Source organism: Pseudomonas sp. LBUM1651 (genome assembly GCF_059716135.1).
The window spans coordinates 6,097,302-6,119,432 of the sequence record NZ_CP166805.1; the positions used below are offsets into that span (position 1 = coordinate 6,097,302).

Genomic DNA, 22,131 nt, shown 5'->3' on the forward strand with positions numbered 1-22,131 from the left:
AACGCCGAGTGACAACAGCCGACAAGAAAAGTGCCATCGAAATGATGGCACTTTATAATTAAACCAAAGTTCCATAGTGGAACTTCCGGTATCGCGGAGATTTCATACCGCACTTCAGGATCCCTCCTACATCAATACTTTGCATGCTCCTGTTAGCGTGCCCGGCATTTTGGCGACTTAATCCGGCCATGCACGGCTCGGCGTCGCGATTTTTTTCTCACTCAGCTTAAGGACGAGCTAAAAAAGCAAAAGGATAAGCGCATGCTCGCACCGGCCAATGCCGCGCAATTCACCCTTACGATCCCGGCGGTTCGCAACGATTTTAAAGTGCTGGCATTTGAAGGCACTGAAACCATCAGCGCCTTGTACTCGATTCGAGTCGACCTGGTCAGCGAGCACCCGAACTTCGATTTGGAGAGCCTGCTTGGCCATCCTGCATTTCTTCAAATCGGCCTTCATGGTGAAGGCATTCATGGCCACATCTCAGTGGCGGCCGTGGGTGAAAGCGGTAAACGCCTGACCCGCTACCGTCTGACCCTGGTCCCGGCGCTGCATGATTTGCAGTTCAGCCACGATCAACGGATTTTCCAGCGCCAGACAGTCCCTCAAATCATCGCTGAGGTACTCAAAAAGCATGGTATCCAGGCGGATGCTTATACCTTCCACGTCAAAACAAATCCCCCACGCGAGTACTGCACTCAATACGGGGAAAGTGATTTCGGGTTCGTCCAGCGACTGTGTGCCGAGCATGGCATCACTTGGCATCACCAACACTCCCGCGATGGTCATGTACTGGTTTTCACCGACGACCAGACGTTCTTCCCCAAGCTGGGCGAAACGCCTTATCAGCAAGATTCGGGCATGGTGGCGGAACATCCTGTGGTCAGCCGGTTCTCCCTGTGTTTCAGCACACGTGTCAGCACAATCACACGACGCAACTACGACCTAAAGCGCCCGAATGCTTTGCTGGAAAGTCGTTTCACCGCCGAATTCAGTCCTGAGCTCGAAGACTACCGTTACCCGCTGTTTTTCGAGAGTGAACAACGCGGCAAACAACTCGCCCGGCAAGCGCTGGAACGGCATCGAGCCGATTACCAGTTGGCAGAGGGCGAAAGCGATCAGCCCTCGCTTCGTAGCGGCCACTTTTTCGGTCTGACGAATCACTCACGCGACGCGTACAACGATTTGTGGCTGTTACTCAGTGTTACGCACACCGGAAAACAACCTCAGGTTTTGGAAGAGTCCATCACTGACGCATCCGAAACTCAGGACGGTTTTACTCAGGGCTACCGCAACAGCTTCAGAGCGATCCCCTGGGACGTGTTTTATCGGCCCCCGATGCCCGAACAACGACCGGCGCTGGTCTGCCAGACCGCCCGCGTCACCGGCCCCGCCGGCGAAGAGATTTACTGCGATGAATATGGCCGCGTCAAAGTCGAATTTCATTGGGACCGCGCGGAGCACAACAGCGAGAAAAGCAGCTGTTGGTTGCGGGTGGCGTCGAGTTGGGCGGGGGATCATTTCGGCACGGTGACCATTCCGCGTGTCGGCATGGAAGTCCTCGTCACGTACCTCGAAGGCAATCCTGACGACCCGCTGATAACCGGTTGCCTGATCAACAAGGTCACGCCGGCGCCCTACCCCTTGCCCGAAAACAAAACCAAAACTGTACTGCGCAGCCACAGCTCGCCGCATACCGGTGGCTACAACGAACTGTCGATTGAAGACCGCGCCGGGCTGGAGTTGATCTACCTGCGCGCGCAAAGGGATATGGAACAGAAGGTCGGGAACGACAGCCGACTGGACGTGGGGAATGAACGCCAGGAAACCATCAAGGGAAACAGCATCGCGGTGCTCGGCGCTGAAGAACATCGCACGGTCACGGCGGATCGCAAGGTTCAGCTCAAGGCCAGTGACTATCTGCAAGTTTGGGGGAGCAGCCACAACCAGATTGGCGAGGCGTTGGTGGTTGAGGCCGGTGAGCATGTTCATATCAAGGCGGGGGCCAATCTGGTGCTCGACGCGGGCGCCAGCATTACGTTGAAGGCGGGTGGTCACCATGTCGTGATCGATGCGGGCGGGGTGTTCAGCAGTAGCGAAGTTGAGGTCGGTGGTTCACCGGTGACGGGGATGGCGGCGCATGCGTTGTTGCCGGGGACGGTGGCGGGATTGTTGGCGGCGGTTGTGCCTGAGCCGTTGGAAGAGGATGAGCTGGAGGAAGAAGAGGAGGAAGCTGAAGAAGAAGGGATTACGTTGCGGATCGGGGTGTTCTTCGATGGAACGGGCAACAACAAAGCCAACAGTGAAACCGTTGCAGCGTGTTATGCACCGGACGCGAACCTGGCGGAGGCGGCCGAGGAAGTACAAAAGTATTGCGCTGCTTATGGGTACGACGGCAATGGGAGCTCGCCGGATAATAGTTATGGGAATGATGTGAGCAACATCGCCAGGCTTTTCGACCTGTATGCCGATCACTCATCCAAACCTATTCCCGCGAACGAGGAAAAAGCCTTTTTGCGTATCTACGTGGAAGGTATCGGCACTAAAAGCAACGGCGATGACTCGTACCACGGCCTGATCACAGGTAGGGGCGAAACAGGTGTAGTTGCTCGTGTTGAACAGACCCCGGCAAAAATCCTGAAGCAAATACGGTTGCTCCAGGAGGAAAACCCAAGCGTAGTTGTCGAAAAAATCGAGTTCGACATTTTTGGTTTCAGTCGAGGTGCTGCAGCGGCCCGGCATTTTGCGAACGAAGTGCTTACCGGTGAAAAAAGCGCTTTAGCGCTGGCACTCCCCGCCACGTCAGCGATCTTTTCACGTAGCTTTAACTGGCGCATAAAAGCCGGTGTTGCCATCAACTTTATTGGCCTGTTCGATACCGTTGCAGCCATTGCCAAGCCTGGTTTTCTCGATTTTACGGTCGCCAACAGTAGAAACCCGGGAGTCAATCTCAGACTCCCCGACGGCTGTGCTGAAAAGATAGTGCACTTGGTCGCGCGAGACGAAGTCCGCGAAAATTTCGCCCTCAATAGCCTCGGTGATACAGACCTGGTTTTGCCCGGTGTGCACTCAGACCTTGGAGGTGGTTATTTGCCAATAGCCCATGAAAAACTTCTGCTGGGTAAACCCTTAACAAGCATCGTGAGCGAGAGCATGGATGCAACTCGCAGTGAAGCCTACCGTTGCGCCGAAAAAGAGGCATTCGACTGGTATGGAAAAGGCGTTATCGACTTCGAAGGTCCGCGTAACAAAATCAAAGTGGCGTATTGGGAAAGGCCGCTGCCTTATTCAAAAGAGCCAGACGGATACAAGACCGAACCACAGAAGAAGGTATATGCAGCTGCCTCCATCGAACGCCCGATTCGTGGCGAACTGTCGTTGGTGTATTTGCGGATCATGCGTGAGTTGGCAGTGAAACACGATGTCCCCTTCAAGCTAATCCCTGATATCCCTGCCCTGCGACTACCCGAGGAATTAGAGCCTATACACAAAAAGCTTCAGGCATATGCCCTTGGTGAAACAACGATAGAGGGATTGACGCTTCAAGAAAGAGCGATGTTACGCAGTCGCTACATCCACCTTTCCGCTTACTGGAACGCAGCTAAAGGCTTTCATAGCAGCGACATAAACATCATGTTTATCAACCGGCCTGCCAATGGCGGCAAACGTGTGGTGCATCCTCATGAGTAATTTCCTCCGTCACACAAAAATAGGCGCCGGTCTACTTTTAGGGTTGTTGTTGATCGCGAGCACACAGAGCTTCGCGCAATCAAGCTACGACGAACCGTGGTCACTAGGCTTCGCAGCACCGGATTACATGGAAGTCTGGATTGAAACAGCGGACGTTGTGGATATCCGCGAACGTGTTTTTCGTCGTGCGGGCTCAGGGATCGCATCGGTACTAACCCCAAGAGACAACAAGGGGGAGCCCGCTGGCTGGCCCAAAAGTCCCGGCCGAGGTGCCGGTCGTGACGTACTTGGCGCGGACCTGCCTCGTCTGATTTACGTGCGATGGCAGTCGTTGGCAGAACCACAAACCTACGAGGCTTACATCGTCATTCCCGAATCTGCGCGGGAGATCATGCGCAAACCTGAAAAGGCCTTTTGCAGGGCTGACGGTAAATGGATCACCGACTACCGAGCCGATATCGGGATAGGTCTGGCACCAGGCGGCATTGCTAAAGTCTGGCTCGGCGGCCCCTGCTTGAAGTCGGTCGAGATTGCTCGGGTAGTGGGCACCATCAATACACAAGGTCCCTCTCAGGGGAAAAATGAAGGCCGTTATGCTCTGCCTTTGTCAGCGGAGTCCAAAGCCTACATCGAAAAATTCGGCATTCCATTTGGAAGCTGGTAGGAGAGTCATTACATGGATTTAAGAACATTATTTTTCGTAGCACTTATGTGGCAGCCCTTTGCTTACGCGGCAGCAGATTCCAAGTCGCTGGAAGGACATTATTTTTTGCATGGAGCAATGGAAATGGGGGCGGAGTTGCTGCTGCGAAAGGACGGTACTTTTTCCGGAGGGATTGCTTATGGAAGCGCTGACGGCATTGCAAAAGGGAGTTGGCATGTCGAGGACAATACCGTAACGCTAAAGACTGACGCCGCCTCTCGGCCTCCAAAGGAATTGGAGTTTCATGCTCGTAGCCGTCACAGCTTTTCATATCTCGAACCGTATCTCACGTATGACAAATTTTATCAGCCTGTACGGGACAACTATGTCTTGCAGATGGTGTACAGCCACTACGCCCGGAGTCCGGAGATTGAGCCCGTATATGCCTACTTTGAGTTCTCGCAGGGTGCCTCGAGCCAGTTGCTCTTGAGTTCAACGAAATCGGGAGAGTTTTGGCTACCCTACGATCCACAAAAAACGCTGAAAAAAATTGGTTTCGGCACCAGTAGGAGTTCGGGGCCAACTAAGTGGTACGAGGTTTCACCTACCACTCGCGCGCTTACCATTTGGTGGAAAAAACCAAAGAACCAACTCATATCGTTTGGAACGCCTGATGAGATGGGTCTTCTCGAAACGCAGAGATACCTGCGAGATGATCCCAGCGCAACCGAACGTCTTAAGAGCAACTACATGATGACGTTGGCCTATGAAGTCACCCCGCCGACGATCAAACCGGTCGATGTGTACTGGCAGTTTAAGGACGGCTCGACCCAGCAGAGCGTGTGGGCCAATTCCAGCCAAAAGCAATTAACCCTCCCCTTCAACCCTACTCGAACCTTGCAAAAAATCGGCATGCGCTCGCATGACTCCACTGCCGCTATAAAGTGGTTTGACGTCGCACCTTCGGAGCGGTGGCTGAACTTTGGTTGGAAGCCATTGACAGACAATACGGAAAATAATCTGGGCGTCTTGTTTGAAGACCTCCAATTGGCCATTGAGCCCAACTGCCTCGCGGTCGATTTTGGCAATGGCAAAGCATGCTTTCGCCGTCGTTAACACGCTCGGTCTGTGAAGGACTTGCTGATGTGCAGGCGCTGCTGTTCTGCGGATTAAACACCGATTGCCAGCGCCTGTTTAAAACGCCTCAAGGTTACTTCTCGCAAGCTACAACACCTTGCGTCGTTGCCTACGGCTACGCCAGAATCCGCCGGCTTGTGCGCCTTGGGGGCGGTCGGTACTTTGATTCGTGTCACTGCTCATCAGTGATCGGGTTTAGCAGCCCGTGGTTGTTAGTGAGGTGCATAGCGTTTCCTTCAGTCAGGTATTCATATCCCTGCACTTGATGGTGGCTGTGCGTGGGGCGCCCTCGGGCGCGCCGGTTTGCTAACTCCCCGGTCTGCTAACCCGCGCACAGCCGCCACCCTTCGTTTAGCAGCGACGTGTGAACGGCTCCATTTCAGGAGTTAGTAAAATGTTTAAGGTCACACCCAACCCGCCAGACCCCGACCCAATCTCCCCCTACGAAAGCCCCGATTCAAACAAACTCAACGAAGCCGCCGAACGCGCCCTCGACCATCACTTCCCGCCAGCCGAACCCAAACCACCAAAACGCAACGGCCAGCTCTTCAGCGTCTGCCCCGGCATCAACACCGAAGCCCTCCTCGCCAACGCCTCGGAAGACCTGCTGTCCATCAGCGCCATCGCCGCCGACCTCGCAGACGATGTGGACGGCTCACGCCGCTCCGTAGCCCAGGCGCTCAGCCGTATGGCTGACGGGGTGCATTTGTTGGTGGAGCGAGCGCTGGATCATCTGGATGAGCCGGAGATGGCGGCGATTTTCGCCAAGCAACAAAGCCGGGGCGGCTGATGTGTAGGAGCCCGCTTGCTGGCGATGGCGTTGTGTCAGGCGACTTCAATGTTGATTGATAAGCCGCTATCGCCGGCAAGCCGGCTCCTACAAGGGTCAGGCGTTGTCTGATCCGTAGGCGACCGGCATGGCCTTCGCGACCACAAAAAATGGGCACCCAACCAAGTTGGCGTGCCCATTCTTTATTCCGCTCTCCCGCTATGCGGGCCGGGAATACTGATTACGGATTAACGCTGTCTTTCAACGATTTACCCGGCTTGAACGCAACGGTGTTGCTGGCCTTGATTTTAACGGGCTCACCGGTTTGCGGGTTTTTGCCGGTGCGGGCTCCGCGGTGGCGTTGCAGGAAGGTGCCGAAGCCTACCAGCGTCACGCTGTCCTTGCGGTGCAGAGCGCCGGTGATTTCTTCGAGAACGGCGTTGAGTACGCGATTGGCCTGCTCTTTGGTGAGATCTGCTTTTTCCGCGATGGCGGCGGCGAGTTCTGGTTTACGCATTAGTGAAGCCCCTTTGACGGTTTTTTGTTGTTATGTCCGTGCTGTTCTCGTGGAACAGCGCCCAAAGCGCCGCAGGTGCTCTACTCTGCGGCAGACGGGAGTGAGAATGGCACGCACGGAAGAGCCGCGCCAGTCTCGGCGCGACGTTTGTAGGGGCAAAAGCGGGGTGATTCCGACAGAACGACCGGTATTTACGCCAGCAGCGGTGGAAGCTCTTTGTTCAGTGCGAGTTTTTCCATTACCGCCGTGCCAGTCAGGGCATAACCGAGCAGTTTTCCAGCCGCATCGCGGCATAAAACCTTGATGTCAGCGCCCTGCCCTTCGACTGTCCAAACACCCTCCAGACCCCGTGGCGGCGGCGAAACCACCAACGGGCAAACCGGCGTTTTGACGGTGATTGGCATCGCCCCATAGCTCACCGCTGTCGGGTTTCCGGCGAGGGTCTGGGCCAGCGCTCTCGCACAGCTCATGAGGGGCATGACGTACAGCAGATTCAGCCCATCGACTTCGGCGCAGTCGCCCAGTGCGTAGATATTGGCGTGAGAGGTTTTCAGGTGACGGTCGACCACCACGCCACGATTGACCTGCACACCGGCCGCGGCCGCCAGGTCGATGCGCGGACGCAGGCCAATGGCCGACACCACCACGTCGCAAGGGATAACCTGACCGTCCGACAGATGCGCTTCCAATCCATCCTCAACACGCTGCAAGCGATTGAGCACCGGCCCGAGGTGGAAGCGTGCACCCAGACTCTCCAGCCCGGCCTGGACCGCAGCGGCTGCCGCCGGGTGCAGCAGCGTCGGCATGACCTGCTCGCACGGTGCAACCAGTTGCACCTCGTAACCGCCGAGGATCAGGTCGTTGGCAAACTCGCAGCCGATCAGGCCGGCACCGAGCAGCAACACCCGACGCTTGCCGGCCGCTGCCGCGCGAAAGCGGGCGTAGTCTTCCAGATCGTTGATCGGGAACACGGCGTCCGCTGCATCACCTTCAATAGGCACCCGCACGGTTTCAGCGCCCCAGGCCAGGATCAGGTCCCGGTAGATCACCGACTCTTCACCGATCCACAGGCGCTTGTGGCCAGGGTCGATGCCGCTGATGCGCGTGTGGGTGCGCACTTCGGCCTTCAACTGTTCGGCCATCGCGCCGGGTTCGGCCATGCTCAGGCCATCAGCGTCTTTGTTCTTGCCGAAGCCCGTGGAAAGCATCGGCTTGGAGTAGGAGCGTCCGTCATCGGCGGTAATCAGCAGCAGCGGGGTTTCGCTATCGAGTTTGCGAAACTCCCGGGCCAGGTTGTAGCCAGCGAGCCCGGTGCCGACGATCACGACAGGTGCGTTCATTCCTTACTCCTCTTAAATGTCTTAGTTGATTTCGATCATTTCGAAATCCATTTTGCCAACGCCGCAGTCCGGGCACAGCCAGTCTTCCGGCACGTCTTGCCACAGGGTGCCCGGCGCAATGCCGTCATCCGGCCAGCCGTCGGCTTCGTTATAGATCAGGCCGCAGACCACACATTGCCACTTTTTCATTCAGGTACTTCCTCAGGGTTCAGGCTTATTGCCGGCGCGAACGGTCGATGGTTGCAGCGTTGCCGTCCGGCTCAGGGCGTTTTGTACTGATCGGGCCCGGCAGATGCAAGCCTGTTCGGCGCAATGGCGCGCCGGTTCAATCAAAATCGCCGAGTGACATGGTAAGCTCGCCGCCTCATTTGCTGCCAATAATGACTCACTGTGCCGCACTCAAAACCTCCATTCTGGCTTCTCCAAAGCCAACTCTCGCCCCTCCCCGACGCTTCTACCCTCGACTGGCTGTTCGACGAAGGCTCGCTGACCCGACGACTGATCCGCTTGTCGAATGACGGCTTCAGCGTCACGCCATTGTTCGAAGGCTGGCAACCGCTGCGCGCGGACGAATGTGCTGCGCTGGATCTGGCCGAAGGCAGCGAAGGCTGGGTGCGCGAGGTGTATTTGCGCGGCCACGGCGAAGCCTGGGTGTTTGCCCGCAGTGTGGCGGCGCGCAGCGCGTTGCAGGGCGACGGGTTGCACATGGACGAGTTGGGCAGCCGCTCGCTGGGCGAATTACTGTTCTGCGATCAGGCGTTTCAGCGTCGCGCCATCGAGGTTTGTCACTATCCTCAGGAATGGCTGCCGCAGGAGTGCCGGGCACCCGAACTGTGGGGCCGTCGCTCGCGCTTCGACCGTGGCGCCTTGAGCGTGCTGGTGGCCGAGATTTTCCTGCCGACCTTGTGGCTCGCCGCCCGCGCCCACCCGGAGAACTGCTGATGTACCAGAGCCTGCTCAAATCCCTGAACCGCTTGAACCCTCGGGCCTGGGATTTCATTCAGCTGACGCGCATGGACAAGCCGATCGGCATTTACCTGCTGCTGTGGCCGACGCTGTGGGCGTTGTGGATTGCCGGCAAAGGTTCGCCGTCGCTGGCCAACGTTGTGATTTTTGTCCTTGGCGTGGTGCTGACTCGTGCCGGCGGTTGCGTAATCAATGACTGGGCCGACCGCAAGGTCGATGGCCATGTGAAACGCACCGAGCAACGGCCACTGGTGAGCGGCAGGATCAGTTCCAGGGAAGCGCTGGTGTTTTTTGCGCTGTTGATGGGCGTGAGTTTCCTGCTGGTGTTGTGCACCAACGCGGCGACGGTCTGGCTGTCGTTTGGCGGCTTGGCGCTGGCCTTCAGTTACCCGTTCATGAAGCGCTACACCTATTACCCGCAAGTGGTGCTGGGCGCGGCGTTTTCCTGGGGGATGCCGATGGCGTTCACGGCTGAAACCGGTGAACTGCCGGCGGCGGCATGGTTGTTGTGGATCGCTAATCTGATGTGGACGGTGGGTTACGACACCTATTACGCGATGACTGATCGCGACGACGACTTGAAGATCGGGGTGAAATCCACGGCGATTCTGTTTGGCGAGGCAGACCGGGTGATCATCCTGACGCTGCAAGGGTTGGCACTGGGTTGCCTGCTGCTGGCCGGGTCGAAATTCGAGTTGGGCGGCTGGTTTCACTTGGGATTGCTGGCGGCGGCGGGCTGTTTTGCCTGGGAATTCTGGTACACCCGTGGCAAGGAGCGGATGCGGTGCTTCCAGGCGTTTTTGCACAACCACTGGGCGGGGTTGGCGATTTTCTTGGGGATTGTGCTGGATTATGGATTGCGTTGAGGCGGCTGACGCCTTCCCCTGTAGGAGCGAGCTTGCTCGCGATGAACTTGATAGCGACGCATTTATCCAGACAGACACGCGTCACCGTTCACGTTTTTCGCGAGCAAGCTCGCTCCTACAGGAGGGGGCTTACATCTTCGGTCCGGAATTGGTGATGACGTGCCAGACGTCCTTCATTTTGTCACCGGCCTTGTCTCCCGGTTTCGCGTCCTTCACGAAGTAGTACAGCGGTTTGCCCTTGTAGGCCCACTGCATCGTGCCATCGTCACGCTTGACGATTGTCCAGTCACCTTCGGCCTTGGCACCCGCTTCCGCCTTGAACGGCGGCCAGTTATCCGCGCACTGGCCTGTGCACACAGACTTGCCACCCGTGTCTTTGTCGAAGGTGTACAGGGTCATGCCCTTGTGGTCCGCCATCACACCTTCTTTCATCATCACAGGCTCAGCCGCGAAGGCCATTGATGGCAACGCCAGGGCTGCGGTCAGCATCAGAGCCTTGAAGGAATGCGAGTATTGCTTCATGGAAACCTTCCTTTTGTGGTTGTCAGGGTTCGGACTTAGAGCTTAGTTCAGGATCATGACAATCGCCGGGCGGCTAAAATACTGTCACACGACTGCAATAATTCCGTTATCTAATGCGGCGCAAGACAGTTAAATGACAAGAGGATTAATGGCATGGTTGGCAGGAGCATTCTGATCGTCGACGACGAAGCGCCCATTCGCGAAATGATCGCCGTTGCGTTGGAAATGGCCGGCTATGACTGTCTGGAGGCCGAGAACTCGCAGCAGGCCCATGCCATCATTGTCGACCGCAAACCGGACCTGATCCTGCTCGACTGGATGCTGCCCGGCACCTCCGGTATCGAACTGGCCCGCCGCTTGAAGCGCGATGAGCTGACCGGGGACATCCCGATCATCATGCTCACCGCCAAGGGCGAAGAGGACAACAAGATCCAGGGCCTGGAAGTCGGCGCCGACGACTACATCACCAAACCCTTTTCCCCACGCGAGTTGGTTGCACGCCTGAAGGCTGTGCTGCGCCGTGCCGGCCCGACCGATGGCGAGGCACCGATCGAAGTCGGCGGCCTGCTGCTGGACCCGATCAGCCACCGCGTGACCATCGACGGCAAGCCTGCCGAGATGGGCCCGACCGAATACCGCTTGCTGCAGTTTTTCATGACCCACCAGGAACGCGCCTACACCCGTGGCCAGTTGCTGGATCAGGTCTGGGGCGGCAACGTCTATGTCGAAGAACGCACCGTCGACGTGCACATCCGCCGACTGCGCAAAGCCCTCGGCGATGCTTACGAAAATCTGGTACAAACCGTGCGGGGCACCGGTTACCGCTTTTCTACAAAAGCCTGACGGCAGCTACGAGCGGCAAGCTTCAAGCGGGAAGCTAAAGCCGAACCGCTTCAAACTTGCCGCTTGAAGCTTGAGACTTGTAGCTGTTTTTCTTCAAGGACACGTGTTCAAGTGAACCAAAACTGGCATGGCACCCTGATTCGCCACATGCTGCTACTGGTCACCGCCTGCCTGGTGATCGGCCTGATCACCGGCTACTACGGCTGGAGCCTCGCCGCGGGCCTGGGCCTTTACCTGGCCTGGACACTCAAGCAATTGCTGCGTCTGCACGAGTGGCTGCGCCTGCAAAAACCCGATGAAGCGCCGCCCGATGGCTATGGCCTGTGGGGCGAAGTGTTCGACAGCATCTATCACCTGCAACGTCGCGACCAACGCGTGCGCGGACGCCTGCAAGCGGTGATCGACCGGGTCCAGGAGTCCACCGCCGCGCTGAAAGACGCGGTGATCATGCTCGACACCGACGGCAACCTCGAATGGTGGAACCGCGCGGCGGAAACCCTGCTCGGTCTCAAGACCCCACAGGACAGCGGCCAACCGGTGACCAACCTGGTGCGTCATCCGCGCTTCAAGGAATACTTCGAGCAGGAAAACTACGCCGAACCGCTGGAAATCCCTTCACCGACCAACGACCGCCTGCGCATTCAGCTGTACATCACCCGCTACGGCAACAACGAACACTTGATGCTGGTGCGCGACGTGACGCGCATCCATCAGCTGGAACAGATGCGCAAGGACTTCATCGCCAACGTCTCCCACGAACTGCGCACACCGCTGACGGTGATCTGCGGCTATCTGGAAACCCTGCTCGACAATGTCGAGGACGTGAACCCGCGCTGGAGCCGTGCCTTGCAGCAAATGCAGCAACAAGGCGGGCGCATGCAGACGTTGCTCAACGACTTGCTGCTGCTGGCCAAACTGGAAGCCACTGATTACCCGTCGGACAACCAGCCGGTGGCCATCGACGGCTTGCTGCAATCGATCACGGGCGATGCTCAGCAACTGTCCGGGCAAAAAAATCAGCGCATCACCCTGGAAGCCGACCCGACGATTCAGCTCAAGGGCAGCGAAGCCGAACTGCGCAGTGCGTTTTCCAACCTGGTGTTCAACGCGGTGAAGTACACGCCGGCCGAAGGCAATATCCGCATTCGCTGGTGGGGCGACGAGCAAGGCGCGCACCTGAGCGTGCAAGACTCCGGCATCGGCATCGACAGCAAACACCTGCCGCGCCTGACCGAACGTTTCTACCGTGTCGACTCCAGCCGCAACTCCAACACCGGTGGCACCGGGCTCGGTTTGGCGATCGTCAAACACGTGTTGCTGCGCCACCGCGCACGGATGGAAATCAGCAGTGTACCGGGCCACGGCAGTACATTTACCTGCCATTTTGCGCCGGCCCAAGTCACGAAAACACGAGTCATCAGCACGGCCGATTGATACCGACCGGCACTCGCCACTAGGCAATCCCCCAGTCAGCCGCTACATTGGCTGACTTGTGCCTGCCTTTCAGGTGCACTTTTTTCTTTCCTTTCGAATACACGGAACCCGCAAAACTCCATCATGGACCCTTCCCCTGGCTTGACCCTCGCGACACTCTTCGCCGATTTCGGCATGATTCTTTTTGCTCTGATCCTGGTTTTGCTCAACGGCTTTTTCGTTGCGGCGGAATTTGCCATGGTCAAATTGCGCTCGACCCGGGTCGAGGCCATCGCTGAGAAAAACGGCTGGCGCGGGCACATCCTGCGCACCGTGCACAGTCAGCTCGATGCCTACCTGTCGGCCTGCCAGTTGGGTATCACGCTCGCCTCCCTTGGCCTTGGCTGGGTCGGCGAGCCGGCGTTCGCGCACATCCTCGAGCCGGTGCTGAGCGCCGTTGGCGTAGAGTCCGCCGAAGTGGTCAAAGGCGTGTCGTTCTTCACGGCGTTCTTCATCATTTCGTACCTGCACATCGTGGTCGGCGAACTGGCGCCGAAATCGTGGGCCATCCGCAAACCCGAGTTGCTGTCACTCTGGACCGCCGTGCCCTTGTACCTGTTCTACTGGGCGATGTACCCGGCGATTTACCTGCTCAACGCCAGCGCCAACACGATCCTGCGGATTGCCGGCCAGGGTGAGCCCGGCCCCCATCACGAGCACCATTACAGCCGTGAAGAACTGAAACTGATCCTGCACTCCAGCCGCGGCCAGGACCCGAGCGATCAAGGCATGCGCGTACTCGCCTCCGCTGTGGAAATGGGCGAGCTGGAAGTGGTCGACTGGGCCAACTCCCGCGAAGACCTGGTGACGCTGGAGTTCAACGCGCCGCTCAAGGAAATCCTGGCGATGTTCCGTCGCCACAAGTTCAGCCGTTATCCGGTGTACGACAGCGAAAGCCAGGAGTTCGTCGGCCTGCTGCACATCAAGGACCTGTTGCTGGAACTGGCGGCCCTGGACCACATTCCCGAGTCGTTCAACCTGGCCGAACTGACCCGGCCGCTGGAGCGCGTGTCGCGGCACATGCCGCTGTCGCAGTTGCTGGAGCAATTCCGCAAGGGTGGCTCGCACTTCGCCGTGGTTGAAGAAGCCGACGGCAACATCATCGGCTACCTGACCATGGAAGACGTGCTGGAAGTGCTGGTCGGCGACATTCAGGACGAACACCGCAAGGCCGAGCGCGGGATTCTCGCGTACCAGCCGGGCAAGCTGCTGGTGCGCGGTGATACGCCTCTGTTCAAGGTCGAACGCCTGCTGGGCATTGACCTTGACCACATCGAAGCCGAAACCCTCGCCGGGCTGGTCTACGAAACCCTGAAACGGGTGCCGGAAGAGGAAGAAGTGCTGGAAGTCGAAGGCCTGCGGATCATCATCAAGAAGATGAAAGGGCCGAAGATCATTCTGGCCAAGGTGTTGATGCTCAATTAAGGCATAAACCTGTAGGAGCTGAGCTTGCTCGCGATGACGGCGGTACATCCAGCATCACCGCGACTGACACACCGCTATCGCGAGCAAGCTCAGCTCCTACAGGGATTGCGGTGTTCAATCGTTCACTGCTTGCCCAACGCAAAGTTGGGCAACGCCCCCACCGGTTGATTGAACTGGTACGGAATCGACACCAGCCCCAATCCTGTATTGCGCTGCACCACGAAATGCAGGTGCGGCCCGCTGCTGTTGCCGGTATTGCCCGACAGCGCCAACGAACTCCCAACCGATACTCGTTGCCCTTCGCGAACACTCACTGACCCTTGCTTGAGGTGCAGGTAAACGCCCATCGTCCCGTCATCGTGCAGCACTCGCACGAAATTGCCTGACGGATCGTTGCCGCGCCCGGTCTGGGCATTCTCGGTTTTCACCACCACCCCGCCTCGTGCCGCGACGATCGGCGTGCCTACAGGCATGGCGATGTCCATGGCATAGCGATTCTTTGGACCAAAGTGGCTGTATTGGCCATTGGCGCCCTGACTAAGCCGAAACGGTCCGCCACGCCAGGGGAACGGGTATCGATAGGCCATGGCAGCCCCTGAGGGATCGCCCAGGGAGTATTCGAATTTTGGGGTATACGCCAGCGGCATCTCCGCTTTCGTGGCCGTGAGCAGCGCCAGACGAATGCTGCTGCGCGCCGGCATGACCCGGCGAATCGGCCGGCTCGGCGCACCGCTGACGTTCTGCAGTCCAGCGAAACTCAACTCGATCTCAACCGGCGCGTACAGGTCATTGCGCACGTAAACGCTGTCCACGCCCTTCTTTTTTGTGATGACGAGGTACACCTGACGCTCAAGGTGCTCGACCATGCGATCACGAAAAGTGAACACCTGGGAGCCCTTAGTGGGGCGGTCGCTGTAGGAGACCACGCCATTGGCATCGGTGGATTTGTAGATGGTCATGGCCATGACCGAGGTGGACGCCATGAACAGACCACAGAAAAACAGCAGGCGCGCGAGCATGGGCAGGATTCTGTCGAGTAAGGCCTGGGAAAGAGCCTAGCAGCTGCAATGGACCCGGGTAGTCGGCAGATGTTTCAAAATGGGCGGTTCAGCGGATGTGTGGTGAATTCGAGAACCCCATCGCTAGCAGGCTAGCGATGGCGGACTGTCAGGCGACGAAGATTACGCGCCCGGAACGAAGTGCTTCTGCGCCGTACCACGTGCGATCAAACGGGAGATGTAATCCAGTTTCTGCGCGTCCTGGTCAACAAAGCGGAATGTCAGTTGCAGCCATTCGCTGTCGGGTTTCTGCTCGTGGGCGACGATGGCGTGCAGGTAACCGTTCAGGCGGGCGACTTCAGCGTTGTCGCCCTGTTCCATGTCGAGCACGGCGCTGTCGAGCACTTGCGGCAGCGCATCGGTGCGTTTCACGACCAGCAGCGCTTCCTTGAGGCTCAAGGCCTTGATAACGCATGGCTGAATGCCGTTCGGCAGGCGCAGTTGGCCTTGCCCACGACCGCCGGAGGCTGCAGCGGCGGCAACCGGAGCCTTGACGAGCGGGCTGTTGAGCAGACCTCGCGATGGCGCAGCAACCGGGGCGGGTGCCGCCGCGACCACTTCCGCCTTGCCGCCGGTCAAAGCGCTCAACGAATCGTTGCCGAACGCCGAGTTCATTTTGGTCGGCGCGCTGTTCATCAAGGTATCGAGCTTGCCGACCTTGTTCAGCGCCTGCTTGACCTTGGTCAGCAGTTGTTCGTTGGTGAACGGTTTGCTGACGTAACCGGAAACCCCGGCCTGGATCGCCTGGACGACGTTCTCTTTGTCGCCACGGCTGGTCACCATCACGAAGGGCATGGTCTTGAGGTTGTCCTGCTCGCGGCACCAGGTCAGCAATTCCAGGCCGGACATTTCCGGCATTTCCCAGTCGCACAGGACCAGGTCGAACGCTTCCCGTGCCAGCAAGGCCTGGGCCTTCCTGCCGTTGACCGCGTCTTCGATCCGGATGCCCGGGAAGTAGTTGCGCAGGCACTTCTTCACCAGGTCACGAATGAACGACGCATCGTCCACGACCAACACACTGACCTTACTCATCCATCACCCCTTTAAAAAATCCCGGCAAGCATACCGCTTTGCTGATGGCACATTGCCAAAAACCTTCAGTCACGCCGGGACTTTTCGTTCGCGGGTGCTGCTTCGAATTCGTAATCCCCTAAACAAAAACGCCCGGCCAAAAGGCCGGGCGCTTTACTTGGGCAATCTTACTTATCGTCAACTTCGCCCGGAACATTAGCGGTTTCGCCACTTGCGCCTTCAACTTCTTCTTTCATGCGCTTGAGGCCCAGGTGACGCACGTCGGTGCCGCGCACCAGGTAAATCACCAACTCCGCGATATTGCGCGCGTGGTCGCCGATACGCTCCAGCGAACGCAGCACCCAGATAATGCTCAGAACCCGCGAGATAGAGCGCGGGTCTTCCATCATGTAGGTCGCGAGCTCACGCAGGGCGGTCTTGTATTCGCGGTCGATGATCTTGTCGTACTGCGCCACCGACAACGCCAGGTCGGCGTCGAAGCGGGCAAACGCGTCCAGGGCGTCACGCACCATGTTGCGCACCTGGTCGCCGATGTGGCGGACTTCGACGTAACCGCGCGGCGCTTCGCCTTCCTCGCACAACTGGATGGCACGACGGGCGATCTTGGTCGATTCGTCGCCGATGCGTTCCAGGTCGATCACCGACTTGGAGATGCTGATGATCAGACGCAAGTCGGACGCCGCCGGCTGACGACGGGCCAGAATGCGCAGGCATTCTTCGTCGATGTTGCGTTCCATCTGGTTGATCTGGTCGTCGATCTCGCGAACCTGCTGGGCCAGGCCGGAGTCAGCCTCGATCAGCGCCGTCACGGCGTCATTGACCTGCTTCTCTACCAGCCCGCCCATGGCCAGGAGGTGGCTGCGCACTTCCTCCAGCTCAGCGTTGAACTGCTGGGAGATGTGATGGGTTAAGCCTTCCTTCGAAATCATGTCTTTGCTCCGCAAAAGCTGTGGACCAAGAGCTGCAAGCTACAAGCTGCAAGCTGATGTGTGTCGATACGCTGAACCGCTCTTACTTGCCGCTTGAAGCTTGCGGCTCGCAGCTGCCTCAACTAGCCATACCGCCCTGTGATGTAGTCTTCGGTCTGCTTCTTCGCCGGATTGGTGAACAGGGTATCGGTGTCGCCGAATTCCACCAGTTTGCCCATGTACATGAACGCCGTGTAGTCGGAAACCCGCGCGGCCTGTTGCATGTTGTGGGTCACGATGACGATGGTGAATTTCGATTTCAGTTCGTAGATCAGCTCTTCGACTTTCAGCGTCGAAATCGGGTCAAGTGCCGAGCACGGTTCGTCGAGCAACAGTACTTCCGGCTCCACGGCGATGGTGCGAGCGATCACCAGACGTTGCTGCTGACCACCGGACAGACCGAGTGCCGACTCGTGCAGACGGTCTTTGACTTCCTCCCACAGTGCCGCGCCTTTCAACGCCCACTCGACCGCTTCGTCGAGGACGCGCTTCTTGTTGATGCCCTGGATGCGCAAGCCGTAAACCACGTTTTCGTAGATGGTTTTCGGGAACGGGTTCGGCTTCTGGAACACCATGCCGACGCGACGACGCAGCTCGGCCACGTCTTCGCCCTTGCGGTAGATGTTATTGCCGTAGAGGTTGATTTCGCCTTCTACGCGGCAGCCGTCGACCAGGTCGTTCATGCGGTTGAAGGTGCGCAGCAGCGTGGACTTGCCGCAGCCGGACGGGCCGATGAAGGCCGTCACGCGCTGTTTCGGGATGTTCAGGCTGACGTCGTACAGGGCTTGTTTTTCGCCGTAGAACAGGTTCAGGCCCGGCACTTCGATGGCCACGGTTTCCTGCTCGAGGCTAAGGCTCTGTTTGTCGCGACCCAGTGCCGACATGTTGATGCCGTGGGTGTGTGCTTCGTGCTGCATGGGAGGCTCCCTGTGCTAACAAATTCGGTTCGGTTGGCCGCTGGTATCTAGACCAGCGGTAGCGCCGCTCTTGTAGGAGCAAGGCTTGCCCGCGATGGCGTTATTGAAATCGCCATCGCCAGCAAGCTGTGCTCCTACAGGGTCGGCGGTGATTAGCTGTCCAGCGCTTTGTATTTCTCGCGCAGATGGTTACGGATATAAACAGCCGACAAGTTCAATGTCGCGATCACCAGTACCAGCAGCAGCGCCGTGGCGTACACCAGCGGTCGCGCGGCTTCTACGTTCGGGCTCTGGAAACCAACGTCATAGATGTGGAAGCCCAGGTGCATGATCTTCTGATCGAGGTGAAGGTACGGGTAGTTGCCATCCAGCGGCAGCGACGGCGCCAGTTTCACCACACCCACCAGCATCAGCGGCGCCACTTCACCGGCGGCGCGAGCCACGGCGAGGATCATGCCGGTCATCATCGCCGGGCTGGCCATCGGCAGCACGATCTTCCACAAGGTTTCCGCCTTGGTCGCGCCGAGGGCCAACGAGCCTTCACGCACAGTGCGAGGAATCCGCGCAAGGCCTTCTTCGGTGGCCACGATCACCACCGGCACCGCCAGCAGCGCCAGGGTCAAGGAAGCCCAGAGCAGACCCGGCGTACCGAAGGTCGGTGCCGGTAGTGCTTCAGGGAAGAACAACCGGTCGACCGAGCCGCCCAGCACATAAACGAAGAAGCCCAGACCGAACACGCCGTAAACGATGGCCGGAACGCCCGCCAGGTTGTTCACGGCGATGCGGATAATCCGGGTCAACGCGTTCTGCTTGGCGTATTCACGCAGGTAAACCGCCGCCAGTACGCCAAACGGGGTGACGACCATCGCCATGATCAGCGTCATCATCACGGTGCCGAAAATCGCCGGGAAGATCCCGCCTTCGGTGTTCGCTTCACGCGGGTCGTCGCTGAGGAATTCCCACATCTTGCTGAAGTAGAAGCCGATCTTGGTGAAGGTGCCCATGGCGTTCGGCTGATAGGCGTGAACCACTTTGCCGATGCCGATTTCGATCTCTTTGCCGTTGGCATCGCGGGCCGTCAGGCTGTCGCGATTGAACTGGGCGTGCAGGTCGTTCAGGCGCGCCTCGATGTCTTGATAGCGCGCGTTCAGCTCAGCACGCTCGGACTCCATGTCCGCTTGTGCGGTAGCGTCCATCGTGCCGGCCAGTTCCAGTTTGCGACCGTGCAGACGGATGCGTTCGAGACCGGCGTTGATCGCGCCGATATCGACTTTTTCCAGGGTCTTGAGCTGTGCGGCGAGCTGGTTGACGCGGGCAACACGGGCCTGCAACTCAGGCCACGCGGCCTCGCCTTCAGCGATGACCTTGCCGTCCTGTTTGACGTTGACCAGGTAGCCGTAGAAATTGCCCCACTCGCGGCGCTCGATGGCCATCAGCTCAGGTGGCGTCTTCTGGTTGGTCAGCCACTCGCCGACGATCCAGGTGAAGTCGTTGCCATTCAAGTCACGGTTGCCGACCTTGATCAGCTCGCGAGTCATGAACTCCGGGCCTTCATCAGGCACCGGCAGCCCGGCGCTTTTCAGGCGCGCGCGCGGCACTTCTTCTTTCTGCACCACTTCGCCGACGACCAGGTGATTAGCCTGGCCCGGTACGTCGTAGCTGGCGTGAATCAAGTCCGCCGGCCAGAAGTGACCCAGACCGCGCACGGCAATCACCGCGAGCAGGCCAATGGTCATGATGACCGCGATGGACACCGCGCCACCGCTGATCCAGACGCCGGGGGCGCCGCTCTTGAACCATCCATTCAGGGAGTTCTGTTTCACAGACTTCTACCTTTCTTAAAGCGACGAGTATTTCTTGCGCAGACGCTGACGAATCAGTTCCGCGAGGGTGTTCATGACGAAGGTGAACAACAGCAGCACCAGCGCCGAGAGGAACAGCACGCGGTAGTGGCTGCCGCCGACTTCCGATTCGGGCATTTCCACCGCGACGTTGGCGGCCAGCGTTCGCAGACCTTCGAACAGGTTCATTTCCATGACCGGGGTGTTGCCGGTGGCCATCAGCACGATCATGGTTTCACCGACCGCACGGCCCATGCCGATCATCAGTGCCGAGAAGATGCCCGGGCTGGCGGTGAGGATCACCACGCGAGTCATGGTCTGCCACGGCGTGGCACCGAGCGCCAGGGAACCGAGGGTCAGGCCGCGAGGCACGCTGAACACGGCGTCTTCGGCGATGGAGTAGATGTTCGGGATCACCGCGAAGCCCATGGCCAGACCGACCACCAGTGCGTTGCGCTGGTCGTAGGTGATGCCCAGGTCGTGGGAAATCCACATGCGCATGTCGCCGCCGAAGAACCAGGTTTCCATGTACGGGCTCATGTACAGCGAGAGCCAGCCCACAAACAGGATCACCGGAATCAGAATCGCGCTTTCCCAACCGTCCGGCACTTTCAGGCGGATGGACTCAGGCAGGCGACTGAAGACGAAACCGGCCACCAGAATGCCGACCGGCAAGAGCATCAGCAGGCTGAAGATGCCCGGCAAATGCCCTTCTACATACGGAGCGAGGAACAGGCCGGCGAAGAAACCGAGGATCACCGTCGGCATCGCTTCCATCAGCTCGATCACCGGCTTGACCTTGCGGCGCATGCCCGGGGCCATGAAGTACGCAGTGTAGATCGCAGCAGCGACGGCCAGTGGAGCGGCCAGCAGCATGGCGTAAAACGCAGCTTTCAGGGTGCCGAAAGTCAGCGGAGACAGGCTCAGCTTCGGTTCGAAATCGGTGTTGGCGGCAGTCGATTGCCAGACGTATTTAGGCTCGTCGTAGTTCTCGTACCAAACCTTGCTCCACAGCGCGCTCCACGAAACTTCAGGGTGCGGGTTTTCGAGCAGCAGCGGTTGAATCTTGCCACCCGCTTCGACGATCACGCGGTTGGCCCGTGGCGACAGACCGAAAAGGCCCTGGCCATCGACCACCTGGTCCACCAGCAAGGTGCGGTGCGCGGTGCTGTGGAACACGCCGAGCTTGCCGGACGCATCAAGGGCAACGAAGCCTTTGCGACGTTCTTCGGCAGTGATTTCAACGATCGGCGTGGTGCCCATCTGGAAGGTGCGGATCTGCTTCAGGCGCTGTTCGCCATCCGGATCGCGAGCCATGAACCACTGAGCGAGGCCGCCCTTGGAATCGCCGAGGATCAGCGAGATACCGCCCACCAGTTGGGTGCTGGCGGTAATCTCGGCATCGCCGTTTTCGAGCAGCTTGTAGCGACCGTTGAGGCTCTTGTCGCGCAGGCTGAACACGTCGGCTTGCGCACGACCGTTAATCACGTACAACCACTGCTGACGCGGGTCGACGAAGATGTTCTTCACCGGCTCGGTCATCTGCGGCAGATCGATACGCTTCTGCTCGCTGGTGATTTCGCCGGTCATCATGTTTTCTTCGCTGGTCAGCGACAGAACATTGAGTTGCGAACCGGTGGAACCCACCAGCATCAGGGTCGAATCGTTGGCGTTGAGGCTGATGTGCTCCAGCGCACCGCCCGCCTCGTTCAGCGCGACCGGGGTTTCGCCGTACGGGTATTCGATAGCCGGCGAGATGGTTTTCTTGCCGTCCGGGTAGCTGACTTTATAGGTGTGACGGAACACCAGCGCCTGGCCATTGGACAAGCCCACCGCCACCAATGGATGGCCTGGTTGATCCTCGCCGATGGAGGTCACGGTAGTGCCGGCCGGGATCGGCAGATCGACGCGCTTGAGTTCGGCGCCACTGTCGATGTCGAAAAACAGCGCCTGCCCTTTGTCGGAAACCCGCATGGCAACCTGGTTCTGCTCTTCCAGGGAGATCATCAGCGGCTTGCCGGCGTCTTGCATCCAGGCGGGCGTGATGGTGTCCTTGGCGGTGAGGTCGGCACCCTGGAACAGGGGCAAGACGACGTAGGCAAGGAAGAAGAAGATCAGTGTGAT

General features: G+C 58.7%; 19 protein-coding genes. 9 read left to right on the top strand and 10 right to left on the bottom strand.

Annotated features, from left to right (window positions below; translation table 11 throughout):
• Positions 1-261: 261 nt before the first annotated feature.
• From tssI to ACA066_RS28630, 4 genes are all read left to right on the top strand, one after another.
• A complete protein-coding gene (tssI, locus tag ACA066_RS28615) occupies positions 262-3,690 on the top strand; it encodes a type VI secretion system tip protein TssI/VgrG (protein ID WP_497697534.1) in 3,429 nt (1,142 codons plus the stop codon).
• Positions 3,683-4,354, top strand: coding sequence for a DUF2931 family protein (locus ACA066_RS28620; RefSeq protein WP_497697535.1), 672 nt, complete (start codon positions 3,683-3,685; stop codon positions 4,352-4,354). Before tssI ends, ACA066_RS28620 begins: the two co-directional genes overlap by 8 nt.
• A 12-nt stretch (positions 4,355-4,366) precedes the next feature.
• Entirely contained in the window at positions 4,367-5,449 is a 1,083-nt protein-coding gene (locus ACA066_RS28625; RefSeq protein WP_497697536.1) for a hypothetical protein, read from the top strand.
• Between the two features lie 415 nt (positions 5,450-5,864).
• Complete coding sequence (locus ACA066_RS28630) at positions 5,865-6,260, top strand: DUF6124 family protein (RefSeq protein ID WP_497697537.1); 396 nt, start codon at positions 5,865-5,867, stop codon at positions 6,258-6,260.
• A gap of 220 nt (positions 6,261-6,480) precedes the next feature.
• Here the strand turns inward: ACA066_RS28630 and ACA066_RS28635 are convergent, their stop codons facing one another.
• The 3 genes from ACA066_RS28635 to ACA066_RS28645 form a co-directional block, all read right to left on the bottom strand.
• A complete protein-coding gene (locus ACA066_RS28635; protein WP_003213368.1) occupies positions 6,481-6,756 on the bottom strand; it encodes an HU family DNA-binding protein in 276 nt (91 codons plus the stop codon).
• Between the two features lie 191 nt (positions 6,757-6,947).
• Positions 6,948-8,096, bottom strand: coding sequence for an NAD(P)/FAD-dependent oxidoreductase (locus ACA066_RS28640; RefSeq protein ID WP_497697538.1), 1,149 nt, complete (start codon positions 8,094-8,096; stop codon positions 6,948-6,950).
• Between the two features lie 21 nt (positions 8,097-8,117).
• Entirely contained in the window at positions 8,118-8,285 is a 168-nt protein-coding gene (locus ACA066_RS28645; protein WP_007954349.1) for a rubredoxin, read from the bottom strand.
• Positions 8,286-8,486: 201 nt separating this feature from the next.
• Here ACA066_RS28645 and ACA066_RS28650 point away from each other — a divergent pair, with 201 nt between their 5' ends.
• Both ACA066_RS28650 and ubiA read left to right on the top strand, forming a co-directional pair.
• On the top strand, positions 8,487-9,038 hold the full coding sequence (locus ACA066_RS28650) for a chorismate--pyruvate lyase family protein (RefSeq protein WP_497697539.1): 552 nt from the start codon (positions 8,487-8,489) through the stop codon (positions 9,036-9,038).
• The gene (ubiA, locus tag ACA066_RS28655) at positions 9,038-9,928 is read left to right on the top strand and encodes a 4-hydroxybenzoate octaprenyltransferase (protein ID WP_497697540.1); all 891 of its coding nucleotides are present in this window, start codon (positions 9,038-9,040) and stop codon (positions 9,926-9,928) included. The genes ACA066_RS28650 and ubiA overlap by 1 nt, the downstream gene beginning before the upstream one ends.
• Before the next feature lie 129 nt (positions 9,929-10,057).
• On the opposite strand, the gene ACA066_RS28660 is transcribed toward ubiA, so the two are convergent.
• Entirely contained in the window at positions 10,058-10,450 is a 393-nt protein-coding gene (locus tag ACA066_RS28660) for a COG4315 family predicted lipoprotein (RefSeq protein ID WP_497697541.1), read from the bottom strand.
• 153 nt (positions 10,451-10,603) lie between these two features.
• On the opposite strand from ACA066_RS28660, the gene phoB reads away from it, so the two are divergent.
• From phoB to ACA066_RS28675, 3 genes are all read left to right on the top strand, one after another.
• Complete coding sequence (phoB, locus tag ACA066_RS28665) at positions 10,604-11,293, top strand: phosphate regulon transcriptional regulator PhoB (protein WP_007896474.1); 690 nt, start codon at positions 10,604-10,606, stop codon at positions 11,291-11,293.
• Between the two features lie 147 nt (positions 11,294-11,440).
• On the top strand, positions 11,441-12,727 hold the full coding sequence (gene phoR / locus ACA066_RS28670) for a phosphate regulon sensor histidine kinase PhoR (protein WP_497699975.1): 1,287 nt from the start codon (positions 11,441-11,443) through the stop codon (positions 12,725-12,727).
• Positions 12,728-12,850: 123 nt separating this feature from the next.
• Entirely contained in the window at positions 12,851-14,191 is a 1,341-nt protein-coding gene (locus ACA066_RS28675) for a hemolysin family protein (RefSeq protein WP_497697542.1), read from the top strand.
• A gap of 122 nt (positions 14,192-14,313) precedes the next feature.
• Here ACA066_RS28675 and ACA066_RS28680 read toward each other — a convergent pair whose 3' ends face one another.
• The 6 genes from ACA066_RS28680 to ACA066_RS28705 all read right to left on the bottom strand — a co-directional run bounded on the left by ACA066_RS28680 (position 14,314) and on the right by ACA066_RS28705 (position 22,038).
• A complete protein-coding gene (locus ACA066_RS28680; protein ID WP_497697543.1) occupies positions 14,314-15,210 on the bottom strand; it encodes a peptidoglycan DD-metalloendopeptidase family protein in 897 nt (298 codons plus the stop codon).
• 162 nt (positions 15,211-15,372) lie between these two features.
• Positions 15,373-16,281: a response regulator gene (locus ACA066_RS28685; RefSeq protein WP_497697544.1), complete on the bottom strand. Its 909-nt coding sequence runs from the start codon at positions 16,279-16,281 to the stop codon at positions 15,373-15,375.
• A gap of 167 nt (positions 16,282-16,448) precedes the next feature.
• Positions 16,449-17,210 (bottom strand): phosphate signaling complex protein PhoU, encoded by a 762-nt coding sequence (phoU, locus tag ACA066_RS28690; RefSeq protein WP_497697545.1) that lies wholly within the window; start codon positions 17,208-17,210, stop codon positions 16,449-16,451.
• Positions 17,211-17,332: 122 nt separating this feature from the next.
• A complete protein-coding gene (pstB, locus tag ACA066_RS28695; protein WP_497697546.1) occupies positions 17,333-18,166 on the bottom strand; it encodes a phosphate ABC transporter ATP-binding protein PstB in 834 nt (277 codons plus the stop codon).
• A gap of 152 nt (positions 18,167-18,318) precedes the next feature.
• Positions 18,319-19,989 (bottom strand): phosphate ABC transporter permease PstA, encoded by a 1,671-nt coding sequence (pstA, locus tag ACA066_RS28700; RefSeq protein ID WP_497697547.1) that lies wholly within the window; start codon positions 19,987-19,989, stop codon positions 18,319-18,321.
• Between the two features lie 15 nt (positions 19,990-20,004).
• Positions 20,005-22,038, bottom strand: coding sequence for an ABC transporter permease subunit (locus ACA066_RS28705; RefSeq protein WP_497699976.1), 2,034 nt, complete (start codon positions 22,036-22,038; stop codon positions 20,005-20,007).
• Between the last annotated feature and the right edge of the window lie 93 nt (positions 22,039-22,131).

Bases quoted from the DNA above. Each gene is read 5' to 3' on its own strand.
- pstB (WP_497697546.1), bottom strand. From the start codon at position 18,166: ATGCAGCACGAAGCACACACCCACGGCATCAACATGTCGGCACTGGGT.
- ACA066_RS28640 (WP_497697538.1), bottom strand. From the start codon at position 8,096: ATGAACGCACCTGTCGTGATCGTCGGCACCGGGCTCGCTGGCTACAAC.
- tssI (WP_497697534.1), top strand. From the start codon at position 262: ATGCTCGCACCGGCCAATGCCGCGCAATTCACCCTTACGATCCCGGCG.
- phoR (WP_497699975.1), top strand. From the start codon at position 11,441: ATGCTGCTACTGGTCACCGCCTGCCTGGTGATCGGCCTGATCACCGGC.
- phoB (WP_007896474.1), top strand. From the start codon at position 10,604: ATGGTTGGCAGGAGCATTCTGATCGTCGACGACGAAGCGCCCATTCGC.
- ACA066_RS28660 (WP_497697541.1), bottom strand. From the start codon at position 10,450: ATGAAGCAATACTCGCATTCCTTCAAGGCTCTGATGCTGACCGCAGCC.
- phoU (WP_497697545.1), bottom strand. From the start codon at position 17,210: ATGATTTCGAAGGAAGGCTTAACCCATCACATCTCCCAGCAGTTCAAC.
- ACA066_RS28645 (WP_007954349.1), bottom strand. From the start codon at position 8,285: ATGAAAAAGTGGCAATGTGTGGTCTGCGGCCTGATCTATAACGAAGCC.
- ACA066_RS28675 (WP_497697542.1), top strand. From the start codon at position 12,851: ATGGACCCTTCCCCTGGCTTGACCCTCGCGACACTCTTCGCCGATTTC.
- ACA066_RS28625 (WP_497697536.1), top strand. From the start codon at position 4,367: ATGGATTTAAGAACATTATTTTTCGTAGCACTTATGTGGCAGCCCTTT.
- ACA066_RS28680 (WP_497697543.1), bottom strand. From the start codon at position 15,210: ATGCTCGCGCGCCTGCTGTTTTTCTGTGGTCTGTTCATGGCGTCCACC.
- ACA066_RS28635 (WP_003213368.1), bottom strand. From the start codon at position 6,756: ATGCGTAAACCAGAACTCGCCGCCGCCATCGCGGAAAAAGCAGATCTC.
- ACA066_RS28705 (WP_497699976.1), bottom strand. From the start codon at position 22,038: ATGCAAGACGCCGGCAAGCCGCTGATGATCTCCCTGGAAGAGCAGAAC.
- ACA066_RS28630 (WP_497697537.1), top strand. From the start codon at position 5,865: ATGTTTAAGGTCACACCCAACCCGCCAGACCCCGACCCAATCTCCCCC.
- ACA066_RS28685 (WP_497697544.1), bottom strand. From the start codon at position 16,281: ATGAGTAAGGTCAGTGTGTTGGTCGTGGACGATGCGTCGTTCATTCGT.
- ACA066_RS28620 (WP_497697535.1), top strand. From the start codon at position 3,683: ATGAGTAATTTCCTCCGTCACACAAAAATAGGCGCCGGTCTACTTTTA.
- ubiA (WP_497697540.1), top strand. From the start codon at position 9,038: ATGTACCAGAGCCTGCTCAAATCCCTGAACCGCTTGAACCCTCGGGCC.